Raw genomic sequence first — 24,037 nt, forward strand, 5'->3', positions numbered from 1 at the left:
CGGACATACCCGTCACTCTCAGGAGCACGATGTCCGCCGCCGTACCTCCCCGCGTCCTCTATGTCACCGACCTCGCCTACGAGGCCAAGGGCCGCCGCTACTGCGACGAGGACATCCTGTTCTCCTCCCGGCTGCGGCGGGACTTCACCGTCGCCACGTGCCATCCGGCCGACGCCGCCCGCCTCATGGGCGATTTCGACGGTGTCGTCGTACGCAACAGCGGGCCCGTGATCCACTACCGGGAGCAGTACGAGGTCTTCCGGGACCGGGCGCTGGCCGACGGTGTGCGCGTCTACAACCCGCTGACCGGGCGTGGCGACATGGCGGGCAAGCAGTATCTGGTCGAGCTGAGCGCCGCCGGGCTGCCGGTCATCCCGACCGCCGACCGGGCCGAGGACCTGGGGCGGCTGCCGGACGCCGACGAGTACGTCGTGAAGCCGAAGGACGGGGCGGACTCCATAGGCATGCGGTTCGTGCCGCGCGACCGGCTCGGCGATCTCGCGGACCTGCCGAACCTCCGGGACCTGCTCGTACAGCCGCGTATCCCCTTCTCGTACGAGGTCTCCTTCTACTTCGTCGACCACGACTTCCAGTACGCGCTCCACGCCCCCGACCCGGACCGGCGGTGGCAGCTCGTACCGTACGAAGCCAGGGCCGTCGATCTCGACTTCGCGCGGAAGTTCATCGACTGGAACACCCTCGACCACGGCATCCAGCGTGTGGACGCGTGCCGCGCGCCGGACGGGGAGCTGCTGCTCGTGGAGTTGGAGGACCTCAACCCGTTCCTGTCGCTGGAACTGCTGGACGAGACGACCCGCGACGCGTTCATCACGCGTACGGCGGTCTCGCTGCGCGCGCTGCTGAGCTGATCGCGGGGGCCGGGAGCCGGGCCCCGGACCCCGCTGACCGGACCCGGCATCCGAACCGGACCGTAACGCCGTCCGAACCGGATCCGAGACGCCGCGTCGCACAGTCCACCCATGGTTTCCACCGCTTCGCAAACGGCGACGACCGGTACGACGCCCCCCCCACGACGACCACGACGAAGAACACGCCCCCCGGCCGGGCCGGGTCCCGGCAGCGGCTCGGGCTTGCCCTTCTTCTGCTGCCCGTGACGCTGATGACGGCGGACCTCGGCGTGCTGTGGCTCGCCACACCGTTCCTCTCCGCCGATCTGGCACCGAGCAGCGGCCAACTCCTGTGGATCACCGACATCTGTGGGTTCCTCACCGCGGGCGCCCTCGTGATCATGGGCACGCTGGGCGACCGCGTCGGCCGCCGCAGGCTCCTCATGTTCGGCTCCGCCGGATTCGTCGCCGCCTCGCAGCACACCGCCGATCACCGGGCCGAGCCCGACACCAGCCGGCCCGTCCGACGTCTGGCCGGTCGGACCGTTACGCGACGCGGAGGCGCCAGAGCGATGTGACCTCCGCGGCGCGCGCCGCGTGCAGGGGGTCCGTGGTGTCCGACGCCCGCGGGTGGCGCGGCTTCGTGTCGGAGCGGTCCACCACGCGCAGGCCGGCCGCCCCGATGCGCGACAGCAGTTCGTCCCGCGTCCGCAGACCGAGGTGTTCGGCCAGGTCGGACAGGACGAGCCAGCCCTCACCGCCCGGTTCGAGATGGCTCGTGAGCCCGTCCAGGAAGCCTTGCAGCATGCTGCCGTCCGGGTCGTAGACGCCCATCTCGACCGGGGAGGTCGGCCGCGCGGGGATCCACGGCGGGTTGCAGACGACCAGATCGGCGCGGCCCTCCGGGTACAGGCACGGGCCCACGATCTCGATCTTCTCGGCGAGGCCCAGCGCGCGGACGTTGTCGTCGGCGCAGACGAGGGCGCGCGGGCTGATGTCGGTGGCCACGACGCGGTCGAGTCCGCGCCCGGCCAGGACGGCGGCGAGGACGCCGGTGCCCGTGCCGAGGTCGAAGGCCGTGCGGGGACGAACATCGAGGGGCGCCCGCGCGACGAGGTCGACGTACTCCCCTCTGACAGGGGAGAACACACCGTAATGGGGATGCACGCGCGAGCCGAGGGCCGGCACCTCCACGCCCTTGTCGCGCCACTGCCGCGCGCCGATGACGCCGAGCAGTTCGCTGAGCGCGACCACGCGGACGCCGGACGGCGGACCGTACGCCTCCGCGCAGGCTTGGCGGACATCGGGCGCTCTGCGCAGTGCGAGGGAGTGGTCGGCCTCCAGTGTGACGAGCAACTTGCCGAGCACGCGCGCCCGGTGGCCACGGGCGCGGCGGTGCGTACGGAACGACTCGGCCGGGGTGGTGGCGCCGCCGGGCCGGGCGGGTTCGCGTTCGACGCGGCGGCTCATCGCGGTCAGCAGTTGCCGCGCGTTGTGGAAGTCGCCCCGCCAGAGCAGGGCGGTGCCCTTGCGGGCCAGTCGATAGGCGGTGTCGGCCGTCATCCGGTCGTCGGCGACGACGACTCGCTCCGGCGTCGGCGACTCGCTCTCGGAGTGCCAGTCGGCGGTGCGGTCGGTGCGGTCGGACCGGTCGGTCCGGTGGCCTTCGGTCCAGCTGATCGTGGGCATCACAGACTCCTCGTGATCGAACGTGCGGGGGCACGAAGAGCACTTCGACGAGGAGCGTGAGAAACGGCCGGTACCGCGTGCTACGGCACAGGCGCGAATGAGAGGGCAGGTGGTGGGGCCGGTCTACCGCTCCCGCGTCGAAGCGCGAGAGGAGATATCGCCGAGAACCATGCCGAGAGTCACGATCAGCCCTTTCGGAGAGATGACATCGGAGAGTCGCACAGTCTCTCCCCGCCCGGCAAACGCGGCTCGTCCGGTGCCGGCTGCCTGGGGCGTGGCCGCCCCGCCTCGCCCCCGTCTCAGCCGTGCGTCAGAGGCCGGAGCCGCCGCTGACGTCGATGTTCTGGCCGGTCACCCACCGCGAGTCGGGGCCCGCGAGGAAGGCGACGACGTCCGCGATGTCGGCCGGCTGCCCGACGCGGTCGAAGACGTCGAAGACGGAGAACGCGGCGGCGTGCGCCCTGGCGGCCGGGTCGGCCGGCCAGGGGTGGATGTCGGTCTCGACGGTCCCGGGCGAGACGGCGTTGACGTTGATGACGCGTCCGCCGTCACGCAGCCGGTCGTACTCGGCCCAGAGCGCGTCGGCGTCGCCGGGGACGCCGAGTTCGGCCCGGAAGGCGAAGGCGCGCCCGCCCTCGGTCTCGATGGAGTTCACGGTCTCCTTGGCGGCGCTCTCGTCGCTGCTGTAGGTGAGGGCGACGAGCGCCCCTTCGGCGCCGAGCCGGCGGGCGACGGCCCGGCCGATGCCTCGGCTGCCACCGGTCACCAGAGCGGTCGACAGCGCGTCGTGGCTGATCGCGCTCGCGTTGTTCGTCCACGGCGTCGGCGCCGGGTTCGCGACGGCACAGGAGGGGCGGGAGCCGGCTCCTCGCCGAGCGGCGCACGGCGCGTTACGGGGGCGTTTCCCGTAACCCCGGCGAATTTGTTCAGTCACACAACACTGTCCGAAACGTGGGCAGTTGCCGGAGCCGTGCGCCACAAGATCGTCCTTGGAACGCGGCAGGCCAAGGCCGGTCTACGCGGGGCAAGTTCGGCTCCGCGCGCGTACGCGGGAGGCCGCAGGGATGGCCGGAGTCAATTTTGACACGACCTTGACAAATTAATTCGGCGTTGCCAGCATGCAACTCGCTCGGACTGTGGACATGGCTCCCGGGCGAACGCACGGCATCCCCCCGCGTACCCCCGTGTCATCTCCCGCACCACCCACGAACGACCCCGCACCACCCCTGAACGGCCCCCGCACCACCCCCCGAACCCCCCAGCACCACGAACCCCCCGCACCAAACCGCCCGGCAGCAAAGCGCGACGGCGCGCGCCTTGCCTGACACACCCCACCTCTGGTCAGGAAGGAAATTTCATGTCACGACGCCCACCAGCGTGGTCCAGAATTTTCGCGGCGCTCGCCCTCGTACTCTCGGCCGGTCTCACCGCCGCCCCCGCGGCCGTGGCCCACCCCGGTCACCCGGAGCACGAGGCCGCCGAGATCCCGGCGGCGGACTACCAGCAGGTGCAACTCGCCCTCGGTGGTTCCGAACTGGGCGAGGCCATGTCGCTGGCCGTCCTGCCCGACCGCTCGGTCGTGCACACCGCGAGGGACGGAACAGTCCGCCTCACGGACGCCGCGGGCAACACCAAGACGTCGGGCAAGCTCGATGTCTACACGCACGACGAGGAAGGTCTCCAGGGAGTCGCGGCAGACCCGAACTTCGCGACCAACCGGTATCTGTACCTCTACTACTCGCCCAAGCTCAACACCCCCGGCGGCGACGCCCCGGTGACCGGCAGCGCGGCCGACTTCGAGCCGTGGAAGGGGCACTTGAACCTCTCCCGCTTCACGCTCAAGGCCGACGGCACCCTCGACGCCGCGAGCGAGAAGGTCGTGCTCGAAGTCCCCAACGACCGTGGCCAGTGCTGCCACGTCGGCGGTGACATCGACTTCGACGCGCAGGGCAACCTCTATCTGACGACGGGCGACGACACGAACCCGTTCGAGTCCGCCGGCTACTCGCCGATCGACGAACGCACCAACCGCAACCCGCAGTTCGACGCCCAGCGCTCCTCGGGCAACACCAACGACCTGCGCGGCAAGGTGCTCCGTATCAAGCCCACGGCCGACGGCGGCTACACCGTCCCGTCCGGCAACCTCTTCGCCGCGGGCACGGCCCAGACGCGCCCCGAGATCTACGCGATGGGCTTCCGCAACCCGTTCCGGATGTCCGTCGACAAGTCGACCGGCATCGTCTACCTCGGTGACTACGGCCCCGACGCCGGTGGCACCAGCGCCGACCGCGGCCCCAGCGGCCAGGTCGAGTTCAACCGCATCACCGAGGCCGGCAACTTCGGCTGGCCGTACTGCACCGGCATCAACACCGCCACCGAGACGTACGGCGAGTGGGCGTTCCCGGACGGACCCTCCGCGGGCAAGTACGACTGCGCGGGCGGCCCCACCAACAACTCCCTCCACAACACCGGCCAGAGCAAGCTCCCGCCGGCCAAGGCCGCCTGGATCCGCTACTCCGGTGACGCGGGCTCCCCGCCCGAGTTCGGCAGCGGCTCCGAGTCGCCCATGGGCGGTCCCGTCTACAACTACGACGCGGGTCTCGACTCCGCCGTGAAGTTCCCCGAGTCCCTCGACGGCCGCTTCTTCGCCGGTGAGTACGGCCGTAAGTGGATCAAGGCCATCGAGGTCAAGGCCGACGGTTCCCCCGGCGTCATCGAGAACTTCCCGTGGACCGGCACCCAGGTCATGGACCAGGCGTTCGGCCCGGACGGCGCCCTGTACGTCCTCGACTACGGCACCGGCTCCAACAACCAGGCGCTGTACCGCGTCGAGTACCTGGCCGGCAGCAACCGCAGCCCGGTCGCCAAGGCCGTCGCCGACAAGACATCGGGACCGACGCCGCTCGCGGTCTCCTTCTCGTCCGCCGGAAGCGCCGACCCCGAGGGCGGAGCGCTCAGCTACGCCTGGGACTTCGGTGACGGTACGAAGTCCACCGACGCCAACCCGAGCCACACCTACACCGAGGCCGGCACGTTCCAGCCGACCCTCACCGTCACCGACCCGGAGGGCCTGACCGGCTCCGCCAGCCTCGTCGTGACCGCCGGCAACAGCGCGCCCACCGTCACCCTGAACACGCCCACCGACGGCGAGCTGTTCTCCTGGGGCGACAGCGTCCCGTTCACCGTGACGGCCAGTGACCCCGAGGACGGCACCGTCGACTGCACCAAGGTCAAGGTGACGTATCTGCTGGGCCACGACGAGCACCGGCACCAGATCACCTCGAAGAACGGCTGCTCCGGCACCATCGACGTCCCCGTCGACGGTGAGCACGACACCGCGGCCAACATCTACGGGGTCTTCGACGCCGAGTACACCGACGCGGGCGGTCTGACCACCCACAGCGACAGCATCCTCCAGCCCCGGCACCGGCAGGGCGAGCACTTCGGCGCCCAGTCCGGCATCGAGGTCGCGGCCCACGGCAACGCCGAGGGCGGGGCCACGGTCGGCTTCACCGACAACGGCGACTGGGTCTCCTTCAAGCCGTACGCGGTGGACAACGCGACCAGCGTCTCGGCGCGCGTCGCGTCCGGCGGCGTCGGCGGCACGCTCGAAGTACGGGCGGGCTCCGCGACCGGCACGCTGCTCAGCACATTGACCGTCGCCCCGACCGGCGGCTGGGAGAACTTCGTGGACGTCACGGGGAACATCTCCAACGCCCCTGCCGGGACAACCGAGTTGTTCCTCGTCTTCAAGGGCGCGACGGGCCAGGGCAACCTCTTCGACCTGGACGCCTTCACCTTCTCCACCGGTGCGGCGGCCAAGGCGGCCAAGGGAGTTGAGCGATGAGAGGTCAAATAGCCCGGCGTATGCGGCACTTGTCCTGTGTGCTGGCCGTCGCGCTCGGGGCCGCGTTCCTGGCACCCACCGGAGCTTCGGCGGAGGCCGCGGCCGATCCGTACGAGGTGCTCGTCTTCTCCAAGACGGCCGGATTCAGGCACGATTCGATCCCGGTCGGCATCCAGACGATCCAAGCGCTGGGCGCGGACAACGAGTTCACGGTCACGGCGACCGAGGACAGCGGTGCCTTCACCACGGCCAACCTCGCGAACTACGAGGCGGTGGTCTTCCTCAGCACGACCGGTGACGTGCTCAACGACGCGCAGCAGACGGCGCTGAAGTCGTACGTCGACGGGGGCGGCGGCTATGTCGGCGTCCACGCGGCGGCCGACACCGAGTACGAGTGGCCGGCGTACGAGGGCCTGGTCGGCGCCTGGTTCAAGAGCCACCCGGCGATCCAGCAGGCGACGGTCAAGAACGAGGACCGCACGAACCCGGCCACCTCGCACCTCGACCCGACCTGGTCCCGGACCGACGAGTGGTACAACTACCGCACCAATCCGCGCGGTAGCGTCCATGTGCTCCAGAGCCTGGACGAATCCACCTACAGCGGTGGGGAGATGGGCGGCGACCACCCGATCACCTGGTGCGACGAGCAGGCCGCGGGCCGGTCCTTCTACACCGGGCTCGGCCACACCCAGGAGTCGTACGCCGATCCCGACTTCCGTCAGGTGCTGCTGGGCGGGATCCAGTACGCGGCCGGCGCGGTCGAGGCCGACTGCTCGGCGGACGGCGGCGAGGACCCGGGTCCGCAGCCGACGGCCGTGGAGGGGGAGTCGTACACCTCCGGCTCGGGCGTGGAGCGCGCGAACCACGGCCCGGCCAGCGGCGGCCAGACCCTCGGTCACATCGAGAACGGTGACTGGGCCGGGTACTCGCAGGTCGACACCGCCGGTGCCACGAAGTTCACCGCCGACGTCTCGTCGGCGGGAGCGGGCGGCACCGTCGAGATCCGAAGCGGCTCCGCCACCGGCACCCTGCTCGGCTCGGTCGACGTCGCTCCGACGGGCGGCTGGGAGACCTTCACCGAGGTCTCCACCACGCTGACCGCCACCGGGACGGGCGCGCTGTTCCTGCGCTTCACCGGGGGAGCGGGCGCGCTGTTCGACATCGACAGCTTCACCCTCTCCGGCGCGGCCGAGGAGCCCAAGGCCGCCACCTCGGAGAACGTGCACCTCTTCTACTACCCCTGGTACGGCAGCCCCGAGGTCAACGGCAGCTGGCGGCACTGGCAGCAGGGCGGCCAGAACCCGCCCGAGGACGTCGGCGCCGACCTCTACCCCAAGCTCGGGGCGTACGACTCCGGTGACTTCACCGGCGCCGTCGAAGAGCACATGAAGTGGATCAAGCAGTCGGGTGCCAATGTCCTGGTCTACAGCTGGTGGGGCCAGGGCAGTTACGAGGACGGCCTGGTCGACGGTGTGATGGACGCGGCCCAGCGCCACGGCATCAAGGTCGCCTGGCACCTGGAGCCGTACAGCGGTCGCAGCGGTGCGTCCACGGTGGACGACATCAACTACATCAACGAGAACTACGGCGACCACCCGGCGTACTTCCGCGACGCGGAGCGCAACAACAGCAACGCGTTCTACGTCTTCCAGAGCCTCGACGTGCCCGACTGGTCGGCCCTGGACCAGGTGACCGACAACAACATCGTCCTGGCCCAGACCACCGACACGTCGAAGATCGCGCACTTCAACGGCATCTACACGTACGACGGTATCGCCGGCGCCACCGCTCCCGGCTGGAAGAACGCCGGGGACTACGCGGCGGCGAACGATCTGGTCTGGGCGCCCTCGGTGGCCCCCGGCTACATCGACGACCGCGCCGTACCCGGCAACACCACGCCCACCCTGGGCAGGGACAACGGCGCCGCGTACGACAAGCAGTGGAACAACGCGCTGGACCCGGCCATCGGCGGATCACCCACCTGGGTCTCCGTCACGTCCTTCAACGAATGGCACGAGGGAAGCTCGATCGAACCCGCGTCGAGCAACCCGCCGGCCGGTCACGGCTACCAGACCTTCTCGGGCGCGTACGGGAAGACCGGGGCCGACGCCGAGACGGCGTATCTTGACCGCACGCAGTACTGGGTGAACCAGTTCGAGGCGGCGCGAGCGGCCAAGCTGCGGTGAGAGCGGCCCGTGCCGGGTGCCAGACACCCCCGGTCCGGGCGATGAAGCAGCGGGCCCGGTACGGCGAACCTGCCGTACCGGGCCTTCTGTTGTTCGGCGGGCCGGGTCATCGCTCGGCCTCCCAGACGACGGGCGCCGATTCGGGGCCGTCGCTGCTGCCGTCCCCGTCGCCGTCCCCGTCGTCCGTGACCACCAGCCGCACCCCGTCCCGGCCGCCCGGCAGGCGCACCGTCGCGTCGACCTCCACCTCGATCGACGTCACCCCCGTCCGCCGGTGGGCGGCGGCCAGCGCGCCGCGCAGCGCGGCCAGCAGCCCGGCGTGCAGCGAATCCCCTACGAGAGTGTCGACCGCCCCCGTGAAGTGCACGGACGGCTGGAACCCGAGGAGGGCCGCCGCGCCCGCCGTCTCACGCAGCACCTTGCCGCGCAGGCTCGCCGGCGCGTCGGCGGGCGGCTGCTGGAGGGCGAAGATCGTGGTCCGCACCTCCTGGATGGTGGAGTCCAACTCGTCCACGGCGTGGCCGAGCAGATCGGCCAGCTCCCCCTCACCGGTACGCCGCCGGGTCGACTCCAGCATCATCTCGGTGGCGAACAGCCGCTGCACGACCAGATCGTGCAGGTCACGGGCGATCCGGTCGCGGTCCTCGAAGACCGCCAGCCGCTCGCGGTTGTGCTGCGCGTCGGCCAGCACCAGCGCGAGCGCCGCCTGGGAGGCGAACTGCGTGGCCAGCAGCCGGTCCACGGAGGTGTACGGGCGGCCGCCCCGCTTGCGCGGCAGGGCGAGCGTGCCGATCAGCCGGCCGCCGCTCTGGAGCGGCAGCATCATGCTGGGCCCGAACCGGGTCCGTACGTGGGTGGTCATCCGGGGGTCGGTCGCCGAGTCGTCGATGTAGACGGGTTCGCCGCCGAGGAGCTGGATGAGTACGGGGGAGCCGGGGGCGATGCTCGTACCGACGAAGTCGCCGGGGTCGTCCAGGGCGGAGGCGGCGACGATCTCCATGCCGCCCTCGTCGGTGGGCTGGAGCACCACCCCGGCGGCGGCTCCCGCCAGGATCCGCGCCGACTTCGCGAGCGTCGTCAGCGCGTCCGCCGCGGTCTCGCCGGTGAGCAGCGCGGTCGTGACGGCGGCGGCGCCCTCGATCCACCGCGCGCGCTGACGGGCGGTCCCGTACAGGCGCGCGTTGCCGATCGCGATCCCGGCCTGCGAGGCGAGCACACGCAGCAGGGCCAGGTCCTCCTCGGTGAAGGGGCCGTGCCGCTTGCGGGCCAGACAGAGATGACCGAGCACGTCGTTGTTGACACGGACGGGGACGCCGAGGCTGAGGGTGCTGCCGGGGTGCCCGAGGAGTCCGGTGTGCCCGGTGGGCAGCCGGGTGATCCGCCGGCGCTCGTCCTCGCTGAGCCCGACGGAGAACAACTCGGCGATACGGCTTCGCCCCCGGCCGTGCGCGGGCCCGGCGAGCGCGAGCGCGCCGTAACGCGCGCCGGTGAGATCGGCGGCGCTGTCGACGACGTGCTGAAGGGTCGACGCCAACTCGACCTCGGTCCCGACGTTGAGGACGGCGTCGAGCAGCATGGGCAGCCGGGGGGCGGCGGCACGGGGGCCACCGCTTCCGGGGCGGCTGCTCGTGGGGTCTTCGGCGCGCGGGGAACCTGCCCGGTCCGGGTCGTACGGGCGGTCGTCCCGATCGCCCCCGCTGTCGGGGACCTCCCGACCGTCCGGGCGATCGTGCGAGCCGTCCTGCGCGGCAGGGGCGGAAGGGTCTCGCTCGTCCGGGAAGTCCGACCCGTCCGGGCGGTGCTCCCGGTGGCCCGAATCCTCCGTCACCCCGTCACCCCCTCCCGCCGACATGCGCCGTCCCGATCGCCGGGACGCTCGCCCCGCCGGTCCGCGGGGGCCCGGTCTCCCGGCCCGCCCCGGCCGTCGTCCATGTCGCCCGTGCCGTCGGGGATGCCGGTGCACCCACCCGTGCCGTCGGGGAGGCCAACGCGCTCATCCGGTCCGTCGGGGGCCTCCCGGCCGTCCGGGGCCCGGGCGGACCCCCGGTCGCCGGCAGCCCGGTCCTCCCGGCGCCCGTCGGCTCCGTCCTCCCCGCCCGTCGTCACGTCACTCGGCGTGCGCCAGCGGGTTGAGTACCAGCGGCTGGATCTTGCCGTCCAGCATCGCCCCGAGCCCGAGGATCGCGCACACGTCGGGCCGCTCGGCGATGTGCACCGGCATGCCCGTCGCGTCGCGCAGCATCTGGTCCAGGCCCGGCAGCAGCGCGCTGCCGCCGACCATCATGATGCCGGTGTCGGCGAGGTCGGCCACCAGGTCCGGCGGGCAGTCGCGCAGAACCTTGCCGATGCCGTCGAGCACCGCGGTGAGCGGCGTGTGGATGGCCTGCCGTACGGCGGCGGTGTCCACGAAGACCGACCGGGCCAGCCCCGTCGCCACGTCACGGCCGTGGATCTCCGTCGAGGTGGGGCCGTCCGGCGTGATGCCGTTGCCGCGCAGCGCCAGCTGGAGCGGCCGGACGGACTGGCTCGGCAGCATCAACTCGTGCTGGTGGCGCAGATGCTGGATGACCGCGTGGTCGATGGCGTTGCCGCCGACCGGGATCCGCTGGGCCGTCACGATCGAACCGAGCGACAACACCGCGACCTGCGTGGTCGCCGCGCCGCACACCATGATCATGGTGGCGGTCGGCTTCTCCACGGGCAGCCCGCAGCCGACCGCGGCGGCGATGAGCGTGTCGACCAGCTCGACCCGGCGGGCGCCGAGACCGACCAGGGTCTCGACGGCCGCGCGCTGGGCGAGCGGGTCGCTGTCGTGGGGCGTACAGGCCGCCGCGCGCAGCCGCGGCTTTCTGCGCAGCTGGCGGCGGAGCTTCTCGCCGAGGAGATGGCGGAGCATCCGCTGGGCCATCTCGATGTCCACGACGGTGCCGCCGGTCACGGGGCGGGCGACGCGGATGTAGTCCGGCGTACGGCCCGTCATCTGCTCGGCGAGCGCGCCGACGGCGATGAGCGCTCCGGTCCGGGTGTTCACTGCGGCGACGCTCGGCTCGTCCACGACGAGCCCGGATCCCTTCACAAAGACCCGGGTCCTGGCGGCCCCGAGGTCGACGGCGACATGGCAACGGCGCAACTGCTCAAGGCTGACGGTCACGGCGGGTTCTTCTCCCGGGAGCGCTGAGGTGGATCACCGGCGGGCCGCCGGTCCTCTTCGCATCGTGGGCGCCCGAGGGGCGGTGCGCGCGCTGGGATGCGCCGGTCGGGGGTACGGAGCTGACGCCACGCCAGGGAACGGACCCTGACGCGCCGCCAGGAACGCGCCGCCGGAGCCCGCCCCGCCTACGCCCCGCCTACGCCCCGCCCCGCGCCGGCGCCCAACGCTGCAGCAGGCCCCAGGTGAACTCCGCGACGCACGGCCCCGTCCCCGGCGTGTCGAACGCGAGACCCCAGCGGCTCGGCGCCGTACCCTCCAGCGGTCTGGCGGGGGCGAACGCGCGGGCGACCTCGTCGACCGTGCAGGACCAGGGGCGCAGATCGTCCGCCGTACGCAGCTCGGGACCCGGTTCGCCCGGCGCCCGTACCAGCCACTCGTTCCACACGCCGCCGCCCGGTGCCGCCGTCACCTCGAAGCGGAGCGTGGGCCAGAGCGGAACGGGCCACAGCAGCACCTCGCACGCCAGATCGCCGACCTGCCGGGGGAACGTCGCCTCCGGCGCGCCCAGCACCGAGCGGTAGCGCGACAGCGTGCCCCGGGCACGCGGGGAGCGGACCATCGCCTGCCAGCGCCGGTTGGCCTCCCGCATCTCGGCGAGCGACGCGCCCAGTTCACGCCGGGCGTCCTCGACCAACTCACCCTGGTGGTCGGCCATTCGGCGCAGCAGTACGAGTTGGAAGTCGCGTGGTCCGAAACGGTGGGAGGTTCCACCGGCTCCGGCCGATGTCGTGGCATTCATAGCGACATCGTGCACCTTCGGGGCAGGTCGGGCGGCGGATTGGTGGAAGGACCGATTCCGCACAGGATCTTCACACCACAGGTGCCCGCTCCAGGGTTAGTCGGATTATCTTCAGGGCGCCATGGACTACTGCCATCACTGTCGGCGGCACCTCAACGGCGCCCTGGCTTGCGCCGGGTGCGGTACGCCCGCCGAGGAGCTACGGCTCCACGACCCCGTCCCGCACGAGGCGGAGGTGGTCCTTGCCACGCGCGAACACAGTGAGGAGCCCGCCGGGAGCCCGCGCCGGCAGCGTGGTTCCCGCAAGCGCAAGGTGTCCCGTCGTGAGCGCCGTGAGATGCGCGCCGAGCGCGGTGTCCACCGGCGCAAGGGCCGCGCCGTCCTGCTCACCGTGATGGGTCTCGTCCTGGCGGTCGGCGCGCTGAGCCTGGCCGAGCTGGCGCTGGAGTCGTCCGGCGACGACGGCGACGCCACCTCCGTACAGGAGGACCGGGCCATAGAGATCGACGGCGGACCGCCGCCGACCGGCCCGACGAAACCCAAGGCCCCGGTCCCCGTGACCGGCACGCCCTCCGAATCCACCGGCTCGCCCGGCCCCGGTGGGGACGGCTCGCCCGACCCCTCGGCGTCCGGTACGGGATCAGGGTCGTCCGACGGCGAGGAGTCCCCGGCACCGACGGACGCGGCGGACCCGGGCGACGGGCCGGACCCGAGCGGCTCGCCCGGCCCCACGGGCTCCACCGGTCCCTCGGGCGACCCGAGCACCCCCGGCCAGTCGAATCAGCCCCCGCCGCCGCAGCCCTCCACCTCCACGGAACCCCCGGCGGAGGATGACGACGGCTGCGTCCTGTTGATCTTCTGCTTCTGAGGGCAGGGCGGGGCGGTCACTGCCCTGCGTCGGGCCCCAGCATCCGCTTCAGCAGATCCCGCAGCACCGTCCGCTCGGCCACCGAGAGGTCCGCCAGCGGTTCCCGCGCGAAGTTCAGTCCGTCCCGCAGCTGCCGCGCCGTGCTCCGCCCCTTCTCCGTGGGCGCCGCGAGCTTCACCCGCCGGTCGGAGGGGTCGGGGCGCCGCTCCACCAGGCCGCGTGACTCCAGCCGGTCCACGATCCCCGTGACGTTCGACGGCTCGCATTTCAGCTTCTGTGCGATCCGGCGCATGGGCAGCGGCTGAATGGAGAGCAGCCCCAGTACCCGTGCCTGCGCGCCGGTCAGGGAGTGCTCCGCCGCGGCGTGGTCGTACTCCTCGTAGTAGCGCGCCACGACCGTGCCGATGAGTTCGACGACTTCGAGGGTCAAGGGGTCCGTGTGCTCAGCCATACGAAGCAGCGTACCCGTTTACTTGACAACATGAAATATCGAGGAGCATGGTTGTTTCAGGTAGTGAAGCTTTAGTCGAGGAGGCACCGCACCCATGACCGTTCTTCCCGCGTCCGGCCGCGAATGGCATCTTGTAGCCCGCCCGCACGGCTGGCCGAAGCCCGAGGACTTCGCCCTGCGCGAGGCCCCCGTGGCCGAGCCGGGCGAGGGCCGGGTCCTCGTCCGCAACAAGCACTTCTCGGTCGACCCGTACATGCGCGGCCGGATGAACGACGTGAAGTCGTACACCCCGCCGTACAAGCTCGACCACCCCATGGACGGCGCCGCCGTCGGTGAGGTCGTCGCCTCGAACGCCGAAGGCTTCGCGGTCGGCGACCATGTGCTGCACGGACTCGGCTGGCGGGAGTACGCGGAGGTGCCGGCCAAGTACGCCACGAAGGTCGACGCCTCGCTCGCGCCGCTCAGCGCCTACCTCGGCGTCCTCGGTATGACGGGCCTCACCGCCTACGCGGGGCTCTTCGAGACCGCCTCCTTCAAGGAGGGCGACGCCGTGTTCGTCTCCGGCGCCGCCGGCGCCGTTGGCAACCAGGTGGGTCAACTGGCCCGTATCAAGGGCGCGTCGCGGGTCATCGGGTCGGCGGGATCCGACGAGAAGGTCAAGCTTCTTACAGAGGAGTACGGCTTCGACGCCGCCTTCAACTACAAGAGCGGCGGCTCGGTCAAGGAGCAGCTCAGGCAAGCCGCGCCCGACGGCATCGACGTCTACTTCGACAACGTCGGGGGCGAGCACCTCGAAGCCGCGCTCTCCTCGTTCAACCTGCACGGCCGCGCCACCATCTGCGGCATGATCTCGCAGTACAACAGCACCGAGTCGACCCCCGCCCCGCACAACCTCGCGCTGGTCATCGGCAAGCGGCTGCGCCTCCAGGGCATGCTCGTCAACGATCACCGCGACCTCATGCCGCGGTTCGTCGAGGACGTCTCCGGCTGGCTCGCCTCCGGCGAACTCAAGTACCAGGAGACGTCCGTCGAAGGTATCGAGAAGGGCTACGACGCCTTCGTCGGGCTGCTCCGGGGCGAGAACACCGGAAAGATGATCGTCACCCTCCGCCAAACGTCGGCCGAACCACAGCGACCGACCCTCAGCCGTTAGGCTCGTGCCAGGCCGTCGTGGTCCGTGGGCGCGAACCGCGACGTACAAAGAAGAAGGAACCCCGAATGACCATCCAGAAGATCGACTCCCTCTACACCGCCGTCGCCACCGCGGAGAACGGCCGTGACGGCCGCGTCTCCTCGGACGACGGCCAGCTCGACGTCGTCGTCAACCCGCCCAAGTCGATGGGTGGCAGCGGCGCCGGTACGAACCCGGAGCAGCTCTTCGCCGCCGGTTACAGCGCCTGCTTCCAGGGTGCGCTCGGCGTCGTGGCTCGCAAGGAGAAGGCGGACATCTCCGGCTCGACCGTGACCGCCAAGGTCAGCATCGGCAAGACCGAGGCCGGCGGTTTCGGACTTGAGGTCGAACTGGAGGCGTCCATCCCGAACGTGGACGCGGCCACCGCGAAGGACCTGCTGGAGAAGGCGCACCAGGTGTGCCCGTACTCCAACGCCACACGCGGCAACATCAAGGTCGAGCTGTCCGTCGCCTGACGGACCGTCCGACCGCAAGACCGCAACACCGCAAGACCGCAACACCGCACGTCCGGCCGATCGCACGACTGACGGCACGGCCGCTCCATAGCCACGCGAAGGGCCGCACCCCCACGAGCGGGGTGCGGCCCTTCGTGCGCGCCTCCTACGGAAGCCGGTTCAGCAACGCCCTGCCCACCTGGGCGAACGAGCCCTTCGGGTGGTCACGGAACAGCGGCTCGGTGCCGAACAGCGTGACCGGCGCCCCGGCCGCCGACGTACCGCTCACGATCGCCGCCTGTCCCGCCGCGGCCTGCGGACCGCCCGTGCCGTCCTCATTCGCGCGCCAGTGGCCCGAGACGAGCGGGTTGCCGCCGCCGTACGACTGCTCCGTACGCACGCCCTTGCCGAGCGCGGTGTACCAGATCGGCGAGTAGACGAACGAGTGCGGCTGCGTGCCGCCGGTGATCGGGCCGGGCGTGTTGAGCACCCGCACCACGCCGTTGGCGTTCCCGTTGCCCCGCACCGGTGTGGCCGTCAGCAGCGCGGCCTCGGAGTTGAACGTCGCACCGCCGGAGCCCAGCGCCACCACCGGGGCGCCCCCGGCGAGGAACTCACCGAGCGCGGCGCGGGCGGTCTCGTCGAGCGCCTTGTGGCTCAGCCCCGTCGACACGTACAGCGCGTCGGCCTTCGACCAGTCGAAGCCCGCGTTGGCCGTCGCAGTCGACACCGGCAGCACCTCGAAGCCCATCTCGCGCAGCGCGAACAGCTCGCCCGAGTTGACCGCCGCGGCGACCGTCGTACGGCGCAGCGCCGCGACGCCCTTGTCCTTGGTGGCGGTGAAGACGACGCCGTACCGGTCGGCCAGGATCTCGGCCTTCCTACGGGCCGACGACGGCACGATCGCCGCGCCGTCCGCGGTCCTGCGCACCTGCACACCTTGCGCGAGCAGGGAGTTGACGGCGGCGAACTCCTTCGGGTCGTCCAGCCGCAGCTTCAGGTCCCCGTTACGGGCCACCGAGCCGACGGGCGCGGCCGCGTTCACCTCGCGCCCGGAGAAGTCCAGCCCGCCCCGCTGGACCTTGGTGACGTTCGCGCCCCACAGCAGCCCGAGGCTCCAGCCCGAGATGTCGTACATCGACGACACGTCGGCGCTGATGTCCCGGCCCTCGTCCAGGATGACGTTGGCGATACCGCGCTTGGCCTGCTCCATGTCGACCACGTACGAACCGGCCGGGTAGTTGCGGCCGGCCACCTTGAAGCTCTTACGGGCCTGCTCGACCTTCACGTCGTTGGCTATGAGGTGGTCGACGAGCCGGGCGGCGGCCGAGGCCGACCGCTGGCCGTCGCCGGCCGGGATCACGTACGCGCGCGGGAAGTCGGTCGTGTAGATGTCCTCCGGACCGATGCCGGGCACACCGGGCACCGTCTCCTCGGAGATGACCCGCTGCTTCTCGCCCGCCACACCGCGCCTGAACGTCTCGATCTGGTCGGCGATCAGCGTCTTGCGGTGGTCCAGCGCGAAGTCGAGCGTGGAGCGCATCGCGGCGCCCGCGACATCCGTGTTGATCGCGGACCTGCGGCGCAACTCCTCGACGGGCAGGGTGTTGTAGTCGTTGTTGTTGACCCGCATCGGGATCTCGATGGTGTGCGAGGCGACCGCGCCCTGGAACGCCATGTACTGCGGGGTGAAGATCGGCGGCCAGTCGTCCCAGCCCTCCTCCTGGTCCCGGAAGGGGATGACGGGCGGCTCGACGCCGTCCTTCTCGGACGTGTAGCCGAGGTCGTTGACCGCCTCCTCCATACCGAGGGCGTTGGCGTAGGAGTTCTTGAGGAACAGGTCGTACTCGTAGTTCTCGCCGTGCGGCGGCGTCGTCGGCTCGATGAGCGTGCCGTTGACGTACCCGTGCAGATCGAGCATGACCGCCGGCTGCTTGTCGACGGCTATCTGCCGGATCGCGCGCGCCTCCGGCTGCGAGGCGGTGATGAAGTCGCGGTTGAGGTCGATGCCGTTGCCGTTGGCGCGGGTTCCGGCTATCCGGCCGTCCGGGTTGGCCGTGACGTTGAGATGGATCCGGCTCGTGGCCAGCAGTTTCTTCGTCCGGCTGTCCTTGGCCTTCGCCAGCTCCTCGATGAGCTTCAGGGCCGCGTCGGTGCCCTCCCACTCATTGCCGTGGATGTTGTTGTTGATGAAGACGGGAGTCTTGTAATTCTCCTTGATGCGCTTGTCCTTGGCGGCCGACGCGGGGGAGTTCTCGATGCGCTCGCGCATCCGCTCCTGCTCGGCGGCCTCCTTCGCGCTCTCCGGGGCCGTGACCGTCACCAGATACAGGTCGTGCCCGCCGGCCGACCGGCCCGTGACCTCGACACTGACCCGATTGCCCAGCTCCTGAAGGGCGTTGAGACGCGGAGCGAGCGCGTGGTACGGCGCCAGGCCCAGCTTGATGGCCTTGTCGGCCGGGTTCTCGGGCAGCGTGTCGAGGACGTTCCGGCGCGGATAGCCGCCGTCCTTGCGCAGACCGAGGGAGGTCTTGCCCACCGAGGAGAGCGCGGCGGCACCGGCCGAGGGCAGCGCGGACGAGGCCACGCGGCTGTCCGTGGTGCCGCCGTCCCGCACCGGGTGCGACGAGCGGCCGCCGTCGGCGCCGGGGGAGGCGAGCGCGGGCAGCGGTGCGAGCATCAGGGCCGCGGTGGCCGTGGCGGTGGCGAGCAGAACGGGTCTGGGCATCCCCATGCGGATGTACCTCCGGGTCGTGCGGGGGGCGATCGTTCGGTTCAATAGGCAGGTCATACCGGTTGAACGTGTCAACAACAAGGGGTGCTCGGACTCTCATCCGTCCCACCCGCACCATGGAACCGGCCGGGAACCACCCCGAAACAGCCGTGGAACAACCCCGATAGGCTGACGGTATGGGTGATCTCGGTGTGGGCTTCGGCTACTTGGTGAAAGGCCAGCGCTGGGTCGGCGCGCACGGCAGATGGCTGGGCTTCGGGCTGCTGCCCGGACTGGTGACCCTTGTGCTGTACGCGGCGGCGCTCGTCGGCCTGCTCTACGGCGCCGACGACCTGACGGCCTGGGCGACACCCTTCGCCGACGACTGGTCCTCGCTGTGGCAGGGACTGTTCCGCGGCTTCCTCACCGTGCTGCTCTTCGCGATCGTGCTGTTCGTCGCCGTGATCACCTTCACCGCCGTGACCCTGCTCGTCGGGCAGCCCTTCTACGAATCGCTGTCCGAGGCCGTGGACCGGTCGGAGGGCGGCGACGTACCCGAGTCGGGTCTGCCGCTCTGGCGCGAACTGTGGATCTCCGCGCGCGACAGCCTGCGGATCCTGGGACGCGTGCTGCTGTACGCCGTCCTGCTCTTCGCCCTCGGCTTCGTCCCCGTCGTCGGCCAGACCGTCGTCCCCGTGCTCGGCTTCTGCGTGTCCGGCTTCTTCCTCACGGAAGAACTCACAGCGGTCGCGATGCAGCGACGCGGTATCGAACTGAAGCAGCGCCTCCCGCTGTTGCGCCACCGCCGGCTGCTCACCCTGGGCTTCGGGGTCCCGCTGACACTCGCCTTCCTGGTGCCGTTCGTCGCGGTGTTCCTGATGCCGGGCGCGGTGGCCGGGGCGACGCTGATGGCCCGCGACCTGACGGGGGAGGGCGCCGGTACCGGCCCCGCCGATCCGGCGACACCGCGCCTCAACACGGCGCCGGGGCAGGCCGGTTCGCCCCTGACCGGCGGTACGGCTCCGGCACCCGAGGTCCCGCGCGACTGGTGAACGCGGTCGCCGGCCGGTCGCGGCCCACCGGGGCGGACCCGGTGCGCCGCTCCGGCCCCCCCCGGCCTACGACTCCTCCGCCGCCACCCGCACGATCGTGCGCAGCTGCGCCGTGATGTCCAGCCTGTTCTGTACGAAGACCGGATCCGACACCGTCCCGGTCGCCGGGTCGGTGTTGCCCGGCCCGAACTGGAGCACCGGCGTGTGGACATGGCCGCCCGGGATGTCGAGCCCCAGCCGGTCGCGCAGCAGCGTCGCCCGGTAGGCGATCTCGTTCGACAGATAGTCGCCGCCACCACCGGCGCGGGCCGCCGAGCCGGGCGTCGGACCGTCCGGACGTACGACGGGGGCGGTGGCGCCCGCCGGGATCTCGGTGACCGACGTGTTGTCGTACACCGGGAACCGCCCCGTGTCGGCCGCCACGATGCCCGCGTAGGGCAGCGTCGTCTTCGTCCACTGGGGCTGCGTGGCCGGGTCCCGCACCGGTACAAGCCCGGTCTCGGACACGTTCTCGTTGTCACCGAAGCCGCCGCGCCAGGCGCCGTTGTACCGCTCCACGTCGATACGCCCCACCCGCCCCTGACTGACCGTCACGAACAGGTCGGCGCGGGGCAGCGCACGGCGCAGGGCCCGTTCGACCGTGCCGTCCGCGAAGTCCCCCCAGCGGACCGGGAACACGGCGGTCTCGACGCGCGCCGGTCCGTCGGCCGTACGGATCACCGTGCCGTCCAGCGCGAGCGCGACCGCCCCGGACGGGTTGCTGATCCGGATGTCCCGGTCCAGCGTGAACGGGTCGAAGCCGGTGACCACGATCCGCTTGACGCCCTTCGCCCGGTCCCGGTCCCGTTCCTTGCCCCGGTCCGTCATCGAGTCCTGGCCGCGCGACGCGCTCTCCAGCCGCTCCAGCAGCCGTACGCCCGCCGCCTCGGACAGCCCGGACTCCGCGTGCCACGCGCGCAGTTCACGGGTCATGGCCAGCCGCGCCCAGTACAGCGGCCGGTCGTCGTCCCGGCTCAGCTCACCGCCCGCCGGACCCCGTCCCTGCGCGCGGTCCACCGCCCGCTGCCACAGCTGTTCGCCATGCCGTACGGCCGCGCGCTCCGCCTGCGCGTACGAGCCCGCGCCGCGCAGCGACCTCGCGAACGCCGGAGCCACGGAGCCGAAGCCGCTGTCGCCGAGTATCCGCCGGGGCACATCACCGTCGAGGCGTTTCTCCTCGACGGTGACGGGCGGGGCGGGGGCGGCTGCCGTGGCCTGTGGGGGAGGTGCCACGGCGACCAGGGCGGCCGACGCGAGCAGTACGAGTCCGAACCGGCCCATGTTGCCGGTGGTGCGCACGAGTCTCACGGGAGTCCTTCCGTCGGGTGGCGGAAGTATCACCTCCGGTGCCCGCCGGCCGCTACCGCGCCCGCCACCCGCTACCGCTCCGGCCCCTCCGCGCCACCCCGCAGCAGTGTCACGAACGCCCGGAACGCCTCCGGCATGTCCACCGACTCCGGTGCGAGCAGCCACTGGTACTGGAGCCCGTCCATCACCGCCACCAGGAGCGGCGCCGTCTGCTCGGGTGTGAGCCCGCTCGGCAGCCGGTCGCCGAACTCGTCGCGCAGCACACCCGCCATATTGCCCCGTACCTGCACATAGCGGCGGGTGAAGAACTCCCCGGCCGGGTGACCCTCCGTCACACTCTCGCCGAGCAGCGCCGAGAAGGTCTGCACGATGCCGGGCCGCATCGCGTTGTAGTCGACCATCGACGTCAGCAGCTCCAGCCGCCAGCCGTCCGCGCCCCGGCTGCCGCCCCCGGTGTCCCACTGGTCGCGCTCGTCCATGACGGCGAGGAGCAGCGCCTCCTTCGTGGGGAAGTAGTGGAGCAGTCCCTGCTGGGTGAGGCCCACCCGCTCGGCCACCGCGCCCAACGTCGTGCCGCGGTAGCCGCGTTCGGCGATCACCTCGATGGTGGCGCGCAGAATCTCCGCCCGCCGCTCCGCGCCTCTGGGCCTCGCCATGCAACCGGGTCCTCTCGCCTCGTACCTGTCCGCTCACCGGCCGTTGTCCGGACCGTACACGAGTAACAAACCGATAACGAAGCCTACCCGCCTACAGAATTACGGGTCACCATGTAACCGTCCGCAGGAGCAGGACACTGACGAGGAGGTACCGCCGTGACCGGCGCACCCAACACCCGGGCCGACCAAGCACGCGAAGCGGCCGTCGAGGCGGCGCTCGGCAAGCTGGATCTCGACGACAAGGCGCGGCTGCTGGCGGGGCAGGACAACTGGTCGCTGCCCGCCCTCCCGGAGATCGGCCTGGCCTCCCTCGTCATGTCCGACGGCCCGATCGGTGTCAGGGGCGTCCGCTGGACCGCCGACGACCCGTCGGTCGCGCTCCCGTCGCCCACCGCGCTCGCCGCCACCTGGGACCCCGAACTGGCCCGCGGGGCAGGCCGGTTGCTCGCCCAGGAGGCCCGCCGCAAGGGCGTGCACGTCCTCCTCGCGCCGACCGTCAATCTGCACCGGTCCCCGCTGGGCGGCCGGCACTTCGAGGCGTACAGCGAAGACCCGTACCTCACCGGCGAGATCGGCACCGGCTATGTCCTCGGCGTGCAGGACGGCGGCGTCGGCACGACCGTCAAACACTTCGTCGCCAACGACGCCGAGACCGACCGCTTCACCGTCGACAACATCGTCGCCCCGCGCCCGCTGCGCGAGCTGTACCTCGCCCCGTTCGAGGCCATCGTCAAGAACGCCCACCCCTGGGGCATCATGGCCGCCTACAACCAGGTCAACGGCCACTCGATGACCGAGCACCGCCATCTCCAGAACGAAGTCCTGCGCGGCGAATGGGGATTCGACGGCTACATCGTCTCCGACTGGCTGGCCGCCCGCTCCACCACCGGCGCCATCCTCGGCGGCCTCGACGTCGCGATGCCCGGCCCCAAGACCGTGTACGGCCAGGCGCTCGCCGCCGCCGTCCGGGCCGGCGAGGTCGAGGAATCCCTCGTCGACGACGCCGTACGCAACGTGCTGAGGCTCGCCGCCCGCGTCGGCGTCCTCGACAACGCGCCCGCCGTCGTCGCCGAGTCCGCCCTCCCCGCACCCCTCGACGGCGACGCACTGGCCCGCGAGGTCGCGCGCCGCTCCTTCGTCCTCGTACGCAACGAGGTACGCGACGGGCGTCCCGCCCTGCCCCTCGACCCGGCCGGCACCCGCACCGTCGCCCTCAGCGGCGCCGCCGCCCGCGACGCCCGCATCCTCGGCGGCGGCTCGGCCACCGTCTTCCCGCCGCACACCGTCTCGCCGCTCGACGGCCTCACCGCCGCCCTGCCCGAAGGAACCCTCAGCTACAGCGTCGGCGCCGACCCCAGCGACCAACTCGGCGTCGCCGCCAAGGGATTCGCCCTGCGCGCCGTCTGCCGCGCCGCCGACGGCCGGGAGCTGGGCACCACCGACATCCCCTCCGGCATGGTCCAGTGGGTCGGTGCCGACCTGCCCGACGGCGTCGTCTACGACGAACTGCACAGCGTCGAGTTCACCGGCACCTTCACCCCGCGCGAGAGCGGCGACCACACCTTCGGCACCCGAGGCATCGGCCCCCTCGTCCTCACCGTCGACGGCGAGAAGATCTGGGAGGGCGAGGAAGGTCTCGGGACAAGCACCGACCCGTTCAACGCGTTCTTCGGCGAGCGACTGGCCCGCGCCCGGGTCACCCTCCTCGAAGGCGAGAGCGTCGACGTCTCGCTGCGCCTCACCGTGCCCCGGCTGCCCGGAGCGCCGATGGACGCGGTCGCCTTCTCCCTGCTCCACCTCGGCCCGCAGCGTGACCCCGAGGACCTGATCGCCGAGGCCGTCGAGGCCGCCAGGACCGCGGACACCGCCGTCGTGGTGGTCGCGACCACCACGGCCGTCGAGTCCGAGGGCTTCGACCGTACGAGCCTGGAACTGCCCGGCCACCAGAACGCGCTCGTCGCGGCCGTCGCGGCCGTCAACCCGAACACCGTCGTCGTCGTGAACACCGGCTCACCGGTCGAACTGCCGTGGCGTGACGACGTGGCAGCCGTCCTGCTCAGCTGGTTCCCGGGCCAGGAGGGCGGCGCCGCGCTCGCCGACGTCCTCACCGGCGCCGAGGAGCCCGGCGGCCGGCTCACCACCACCTGGCCGGTCGCCCTCGCCGACGTCCCCGTCACCGACACCACCCCGGCCGACGGCCAACTGCACTACACCGAAGGCGTGTTCATCGGCTACCGCGCCTGGGAGCGGGCCGGCACGACCCCCGCGTACCCCTTCGGCCACGGCCTCGGCTACACCGACTGGGAGTACGAGACGCTCGACGCCACCACCGAACGGGCCACCGTGACGCTGCGCAACACCGGCGCCCGGCCCGGCCGCGAGACCGTCCAGATCTACCTCGCGCCCACCCCCGGCGACGCACCCGACGCCCCCGAGCGCCCGGCGCGCTGGCTGGCCGGCTTCGCCTCCGTCGAGGCGGGCCCCGGCGAGAGCGTCCAGGTGACGATCCCGCTCAGGGCCCGCGCCTTCGAGATCTGGGACGAGCGGGAGAACGCCTGGACGCCGATTCCGGGCGCGTACGAGATCCAGGCGGCCCGCTCACTCACCGACCGCAGACTGACCGCACCGGTCCAGCGCTAGGGCCTGTCTTCAAAGTCCCGCCTGGCCTGCGACGCCTGGCACGGCACCTCGCCGCGTTGTCGGAATCGGCCAAGTACGCCCAGTACGAGGCCGATCCTCCGCCTTGCGATGCACCGCACCAACGAGACATCAGCCGCTCCGCGGCGGGCGCAGGCCCCGCCCTA

The 24,037-nt window shown here is 71.4% G+C and carries 17 protein-coding genes and 1 pseudogene; 9 read left to right on the forward strand and 9 right to left on the reverse strand.

Features of this window, described 5'->3' with window-relative positions; genetic code table 11:
• The first annotated feature begins 29 nt into the window (after window positions 1–29).
• A complete protein-coding gene (locus ACFUN8_RS16475) occupies window positions 30–869 on the forward strand; it encodes a hypothetical protein (RefSeq protein WP_383637131.1) in 840 nt (279 codons plus the stop codon).
• 251 nt (window positions 870–1,120) lie between these two features.
• A pseudogene (locus tag ACFUN8_RS16480) lies at window positions 1,121–1,324 on the forward strand (MFS transporter); the annotation flags it as partial.
• 70 nt (window positions 1,325–1,394) lie between these two features.
• Here the strand turns inward: ACFUN8_RS16480 and ACFUN8_RS16485 are convergent.
• A complete protein-coding gene (locus ACFUN8_RS16485; RefSeq protein ID WP_383637134.1) occupies window positions 1,395–2,537 on the reverse strand; it encodes a methyltransferase in 1,143 nt (380 codons plus the stop codon).
• A 310-nt stretch (window positions 2,538–2,847) separates the two neighbouring features.
• The gene (locus tag ACFUN8_RS16490; protein ID WP_383637173.1) at window positions 2,848–3,333 is read right to left on the reverse strand and encodes an SDR family oxidoreductase; all 486 of its coding nucleotides are present in this window, start codon (window positions 3,331–3,333) and stop codon (window positions 2,848–2,850) included.
• Between the two features lie 561 nt (window positions 3,334–3,894).
• On the opposite strand from ACFUN8_RS16490, the gene ACFUN8_RS16495 reads away from it, so the two are divergent.
• Window positions 3,895–6,384: a PQQ-dependent sugar dehydrogenase gene (locus tag ACFUN8_RS16495; protein ID WP_383637137.1), complete on the forward strand. Its 2,490-nt coding sequence runs from the start codon at window positions 3,895–3,897 to the stop codon at window positions 6,382–6,384.
• On the forward strand, window positions 6,381–8,570 hold the full coding sequence (locus ACFUN8_RS16500) for a ThuA domain-containing protein (protein ID WP_383637140.1): 2,190 nt from the start codon (window positions 6,381–6,383) through the stop codon (window positions 8,568–8,570). The genes ACFUN8_RS16495 and ACFUN8_RS16500 overlap by 4 nt, the downstream gene beginning before the upstream one ends.
• A 106-nt stretch (window positions 8,571–8,676) precedes the next feature.
• Here the strand turns inward: ACFUN8_RS16500 and ACFUN8_RS16505 are convergent, their stop codons facing one another.
• The 3 genes from ACFUN8_RS16505 to ACFUN8_RS16515 all read right to left on the reverse strand — a co-directional run bounded on the left by ACFUN8_RS16505 (window position 8,677) and on the right by ACFUN8_RS16515 (window position 12,520).
• Window positions 8,677–10,146: a GAF domain-containing protein gene (locus ACFUN8_RS16505; RefSeq protein ID WP_383637176.1), complete on the reverse strand. Its 1,470-nt coding sequence runs from the start codon at window positions 10,144–10,146 to the stop codon at window positions 8,677–8,679.
• A gap of 531 nt (window positions 10,147–10,677) precedes the next feature.
• Window positions 10,678–11,721, reverse strand: coding sequence for a rod shape-determining protein (locus ACFUN8_RS16510; RefSeq protein WP_382568976.1), 1,044 nt, complete (start codon window positions 11,719–11,721; stop codon window positions 10,678–10,680).
• 196 nt (window positions 11,722–11,917) lie between these two features.
• Window positions 11,918–12,520, reverse strand: coding sequence for a hypothetical protein (locus ACFUN8_RS16515; RefSeq protein WP_383637145.1), 603 nt, complete (start codon window positions 12,518–12,520; stop codon window positions 11,918–11,920).
• A gap of 121 nt (window positions 12,521–12,641) precedes the next feature.
• Between ACFUN8_RS16515 and ACFUN8_RS16520 the strand changes: the two genes are divergently transcribed.
• Entirely contained in the window at window positions 12,642–13,388 is a 747-nt protein-coding gene (locus ACFUN8_RS16520) for a hypothetical protein (protein WP_383637147.1), read from the forward strand.
• A gap of 16 nt (window positions 13,389–13,404) precedes the next feature.
• On the opposite strand, the gene ACFUN8_RS16525 is transcribed toward ACFUN8_RS16520, so the two are convergent.
• On the reverse strand, window positions 13,405–13,839 hold the full coding sequence (locus tag ACFUN8_RS16525; protein WP_383637150.1) for a MarR family winged helix-turn-helix transcriptional regulator: 435 nt from the start codon (window positions 13,837–13,839) through the stop codon (window positions 13,405–13,407).
• 94 nt (window positions 13,840–13,933) lie between these two features.
• On the opposite strand from ACFUN8_RS16525, the gene ACFUN8_RS16530 reads away from it, so the two are divergent.
• Complete coding sequence (locus tag ACFUN8_RS16530; RefSeq protein WP_383637153.1) at window positions 13,934–14,992, forward strand: NADP-dependent oxidoreductase; 1,059 nt, start codon at window positions 13,934–13,936, stop codon at window positions 14,990–14,992.
• Window positions 14,993–15,057: 65 nt separating this feature from the next.
• Window positions 15,058–15,486 carry an organic hydroperoxide resistance protein gene (locus tag ACFUN8_RS16535; protein ID WP_383637156.1) on the forward strand — a complete coding sequence of 143 codons (429 nt, stop codon included), beginning with the start codon at window positions 15,058–15,060 and terminating at the stop codon, window positions 15,484–15,486.
• A gap of 145 nt (window positions 15,487–15,631) precedes the next feature.
• Here ACFUN8_RS16535 and ACFUN8_RS16540 read toward each other — a convergent pair whose 3' ends face one another.
• Window positions 15,632–18,199 carry a M14 family zinc carboxypeptidase gene (locus ACFUN8_RS16540; RefSeq protein ID WP_383637159.1) on the reverse strand — a complete coding sequence of 856 codons (2,568 nt, stop codon included), beginning with the start codon at window positions 18,197–18,199 and terminating at the stop codon, window positions 15,632–15,634.
• A 176-nt stretch (window positions 18,200–18,375) separates the two neighbouring features.
• On the opposite strand from ACFUN8_RS16540, the gene ACFUN8_RS16545 reads away from it, so the two are divergent.
• Window positions 18,376–19,230, forward strand: coding sequence for an EI24 domain-containing protein (locus tag ACFUN8_RS16545; protein ID WP_383637162.1), 855 nt, complete (start codon window positions 18,376–18,378; stop codon window positions 19,228–19,230).
• 66 nt (window positions 19,231–19,296) lie between these two features.
• On the opposite strand, the gene ACFUN8_RS16550 is transcribed toward ACFUN8_RS16545, so the two are convergent.
• Both ACFUN8_RS16550 and ACFUN8_RS16555 read right to left on the reverse strand, forming a co-directional pair.
• Complete coding sequence (locus tag ACFUN8_RS16550) at window positions 19,297–20,550, reverse strand: pyroglutamyl peptidase (protein WP_383637179.1); 1,254 nt, start codon at window positions 20,548–20,550, stop codon at window positions 19,297–19,299.
• Window positions 20,551–20,648: 98 nt separating this feature from the next.
• Window positions 20,649–21,233: a TetR/AcrR family transcriptional regulator gene (locus tag ACFUN8_RS16555; RefSeq protein WP_383637165.1), complete on the reverse strand. Its 585-nt coding sequence runs from the start codon at window positions 21,231–21,233 to the stop codon at window positions 20,649–20,651.
• Between the two features lie 156 nt (window positions 21,234–21,389).
• On the opposite strand from ACFUN8_RS16555, the gene ACFUN8_RS16560 reads away from it, so the two are divergent.
• A complete protein-coding gene (locus tag ACFUN8_RS16560) occupies window positions 21,390–23,873 on the forward strand; it encodes a glycoside hydrolase family 3 protein (protein WP_383637168.1) in 2,484 nt (827 codons plus the stop codon).
• Window positions 23,874–24,037: the final 164 nt, after the last annotated feature.

Source organism: Streptomyces sp. NPDC057307, assembly GCF_042667665.1.
GTDB lineage: Bacteria > Actinomycetota > Actinomycetes > Streptomycetales > Streptomycetaceae > Streptomyces.

What these genes read in the sequence shown, in the direction of transcription:
- ACFUN8_RS16495 (WP_383637137.1), top strand. Translation starts at nt 3,895, where the DNA reads ATGTCACGACGCCCACCAGCGTGGTCCAGAATTTTCGCGGCGCTCGCC.
- ACFUN8_RS16505 (WP_383637176.1), bottom strand. Translation starts at nt 10,146, where the DNA reads ATGCTGCTCGACGCCGTCCTCAACGTCGGGACCGAGGTCGAGTTGGCG.
- ACFUN8_RS16485 (WP_383637134.1), bottom strand. Translation starts at nt 2,537, where the DNA reads ATGCCCACGATCAGCTGGACCGAAGGCCACCGGACCGACCGGTCCGAC.
- ACFUN8_RS16475 (WP_383637131.1), top strand. Translation starts at nt 30, where the DNA reads ATGTCCGCCGCCGTACCTCCCCGCGTCCTCTATGTCACCGACCTCGCC.
- ACFUN8_RS16555 (WP_383637165.1), bottom strand. Translation starts at nt 21,233, where the DNA reads ATGGCGAGGCCCAGAGGCGCGGAGCGGCGGGCGGAGATTCTGCGCGCC.
- ACFUN8_RS16515 (WP_383637145.1), bottom strand. Translation starts at nt 12,520, where the DNA reads ATGAATGCCACGACATCGGCCGGAGCCGGTGGAACCTCCCACCGTTTC.
- ACFUN8_RS16540 (WP_383637159.1), bottom strand. Translation starts at nt 18,199, where the DNA reads ATGGGGATGCCCAGACCCGTTCTGCTCGCCACCGCCACGGCCACCGCG.
- ACFUN8_RS16530 (WP_383637153.1), top strand. Translation starts at nt 13,934, where the DNA reads ATGACCGTTCTTCCCGCGTCCGGCCGCGAATGGCATCTTGTAGCCCGC.
- ACFUN8_RS16545 (WP_383637162.1), top strand. Translation starts at nt 18,376, where the DNA reads ATGGGTGATCTCGGTGTGGGCTTCGGCTACTTGGTGAAAGGCCAGCGC.
- ACFUN8_RS16550 (WP_383637179.1), bottom strand. Translation starts at nt 20,550, where the DNA reads ATGGGCCGGTTCGGACTCGTACTGCTCGCGTCGGCCGCCCTGGTCGCC.
- ACFUN8_RS16500 (WP_383637140.1), top strand. Translation starts at nt 6,381, where the DNA reads ATGAGAGGTCAAATAGCCCGGCGTATGCGGCACTTGTCCTGTGTGCTG.
- ACFUN8_RS16535 (WP_383637156.1), top strand. Translation starts at nt 15,058, where the DNA reads ATGACCATCCAGAAGATCGACTCCCTCTACACCGCCGTCGCCACCGCG.
- ACFUN8_RS16520 (WP_383637147.1), top strand. Translation starts at nt 12,642, where the DNA reads ATGGACTACTGCCATCACTGTCGGCGGCACCTCAACGGCGCCCTGGCT.
- ACFUN8_RS16525 (WP_383637150.1), bottom strand. Translation starts at nt 13,839, where the DNA reads ATGGCTGAGCACACGGACCCCTTGACCCTCGAAGTCGTCGAACTCATC.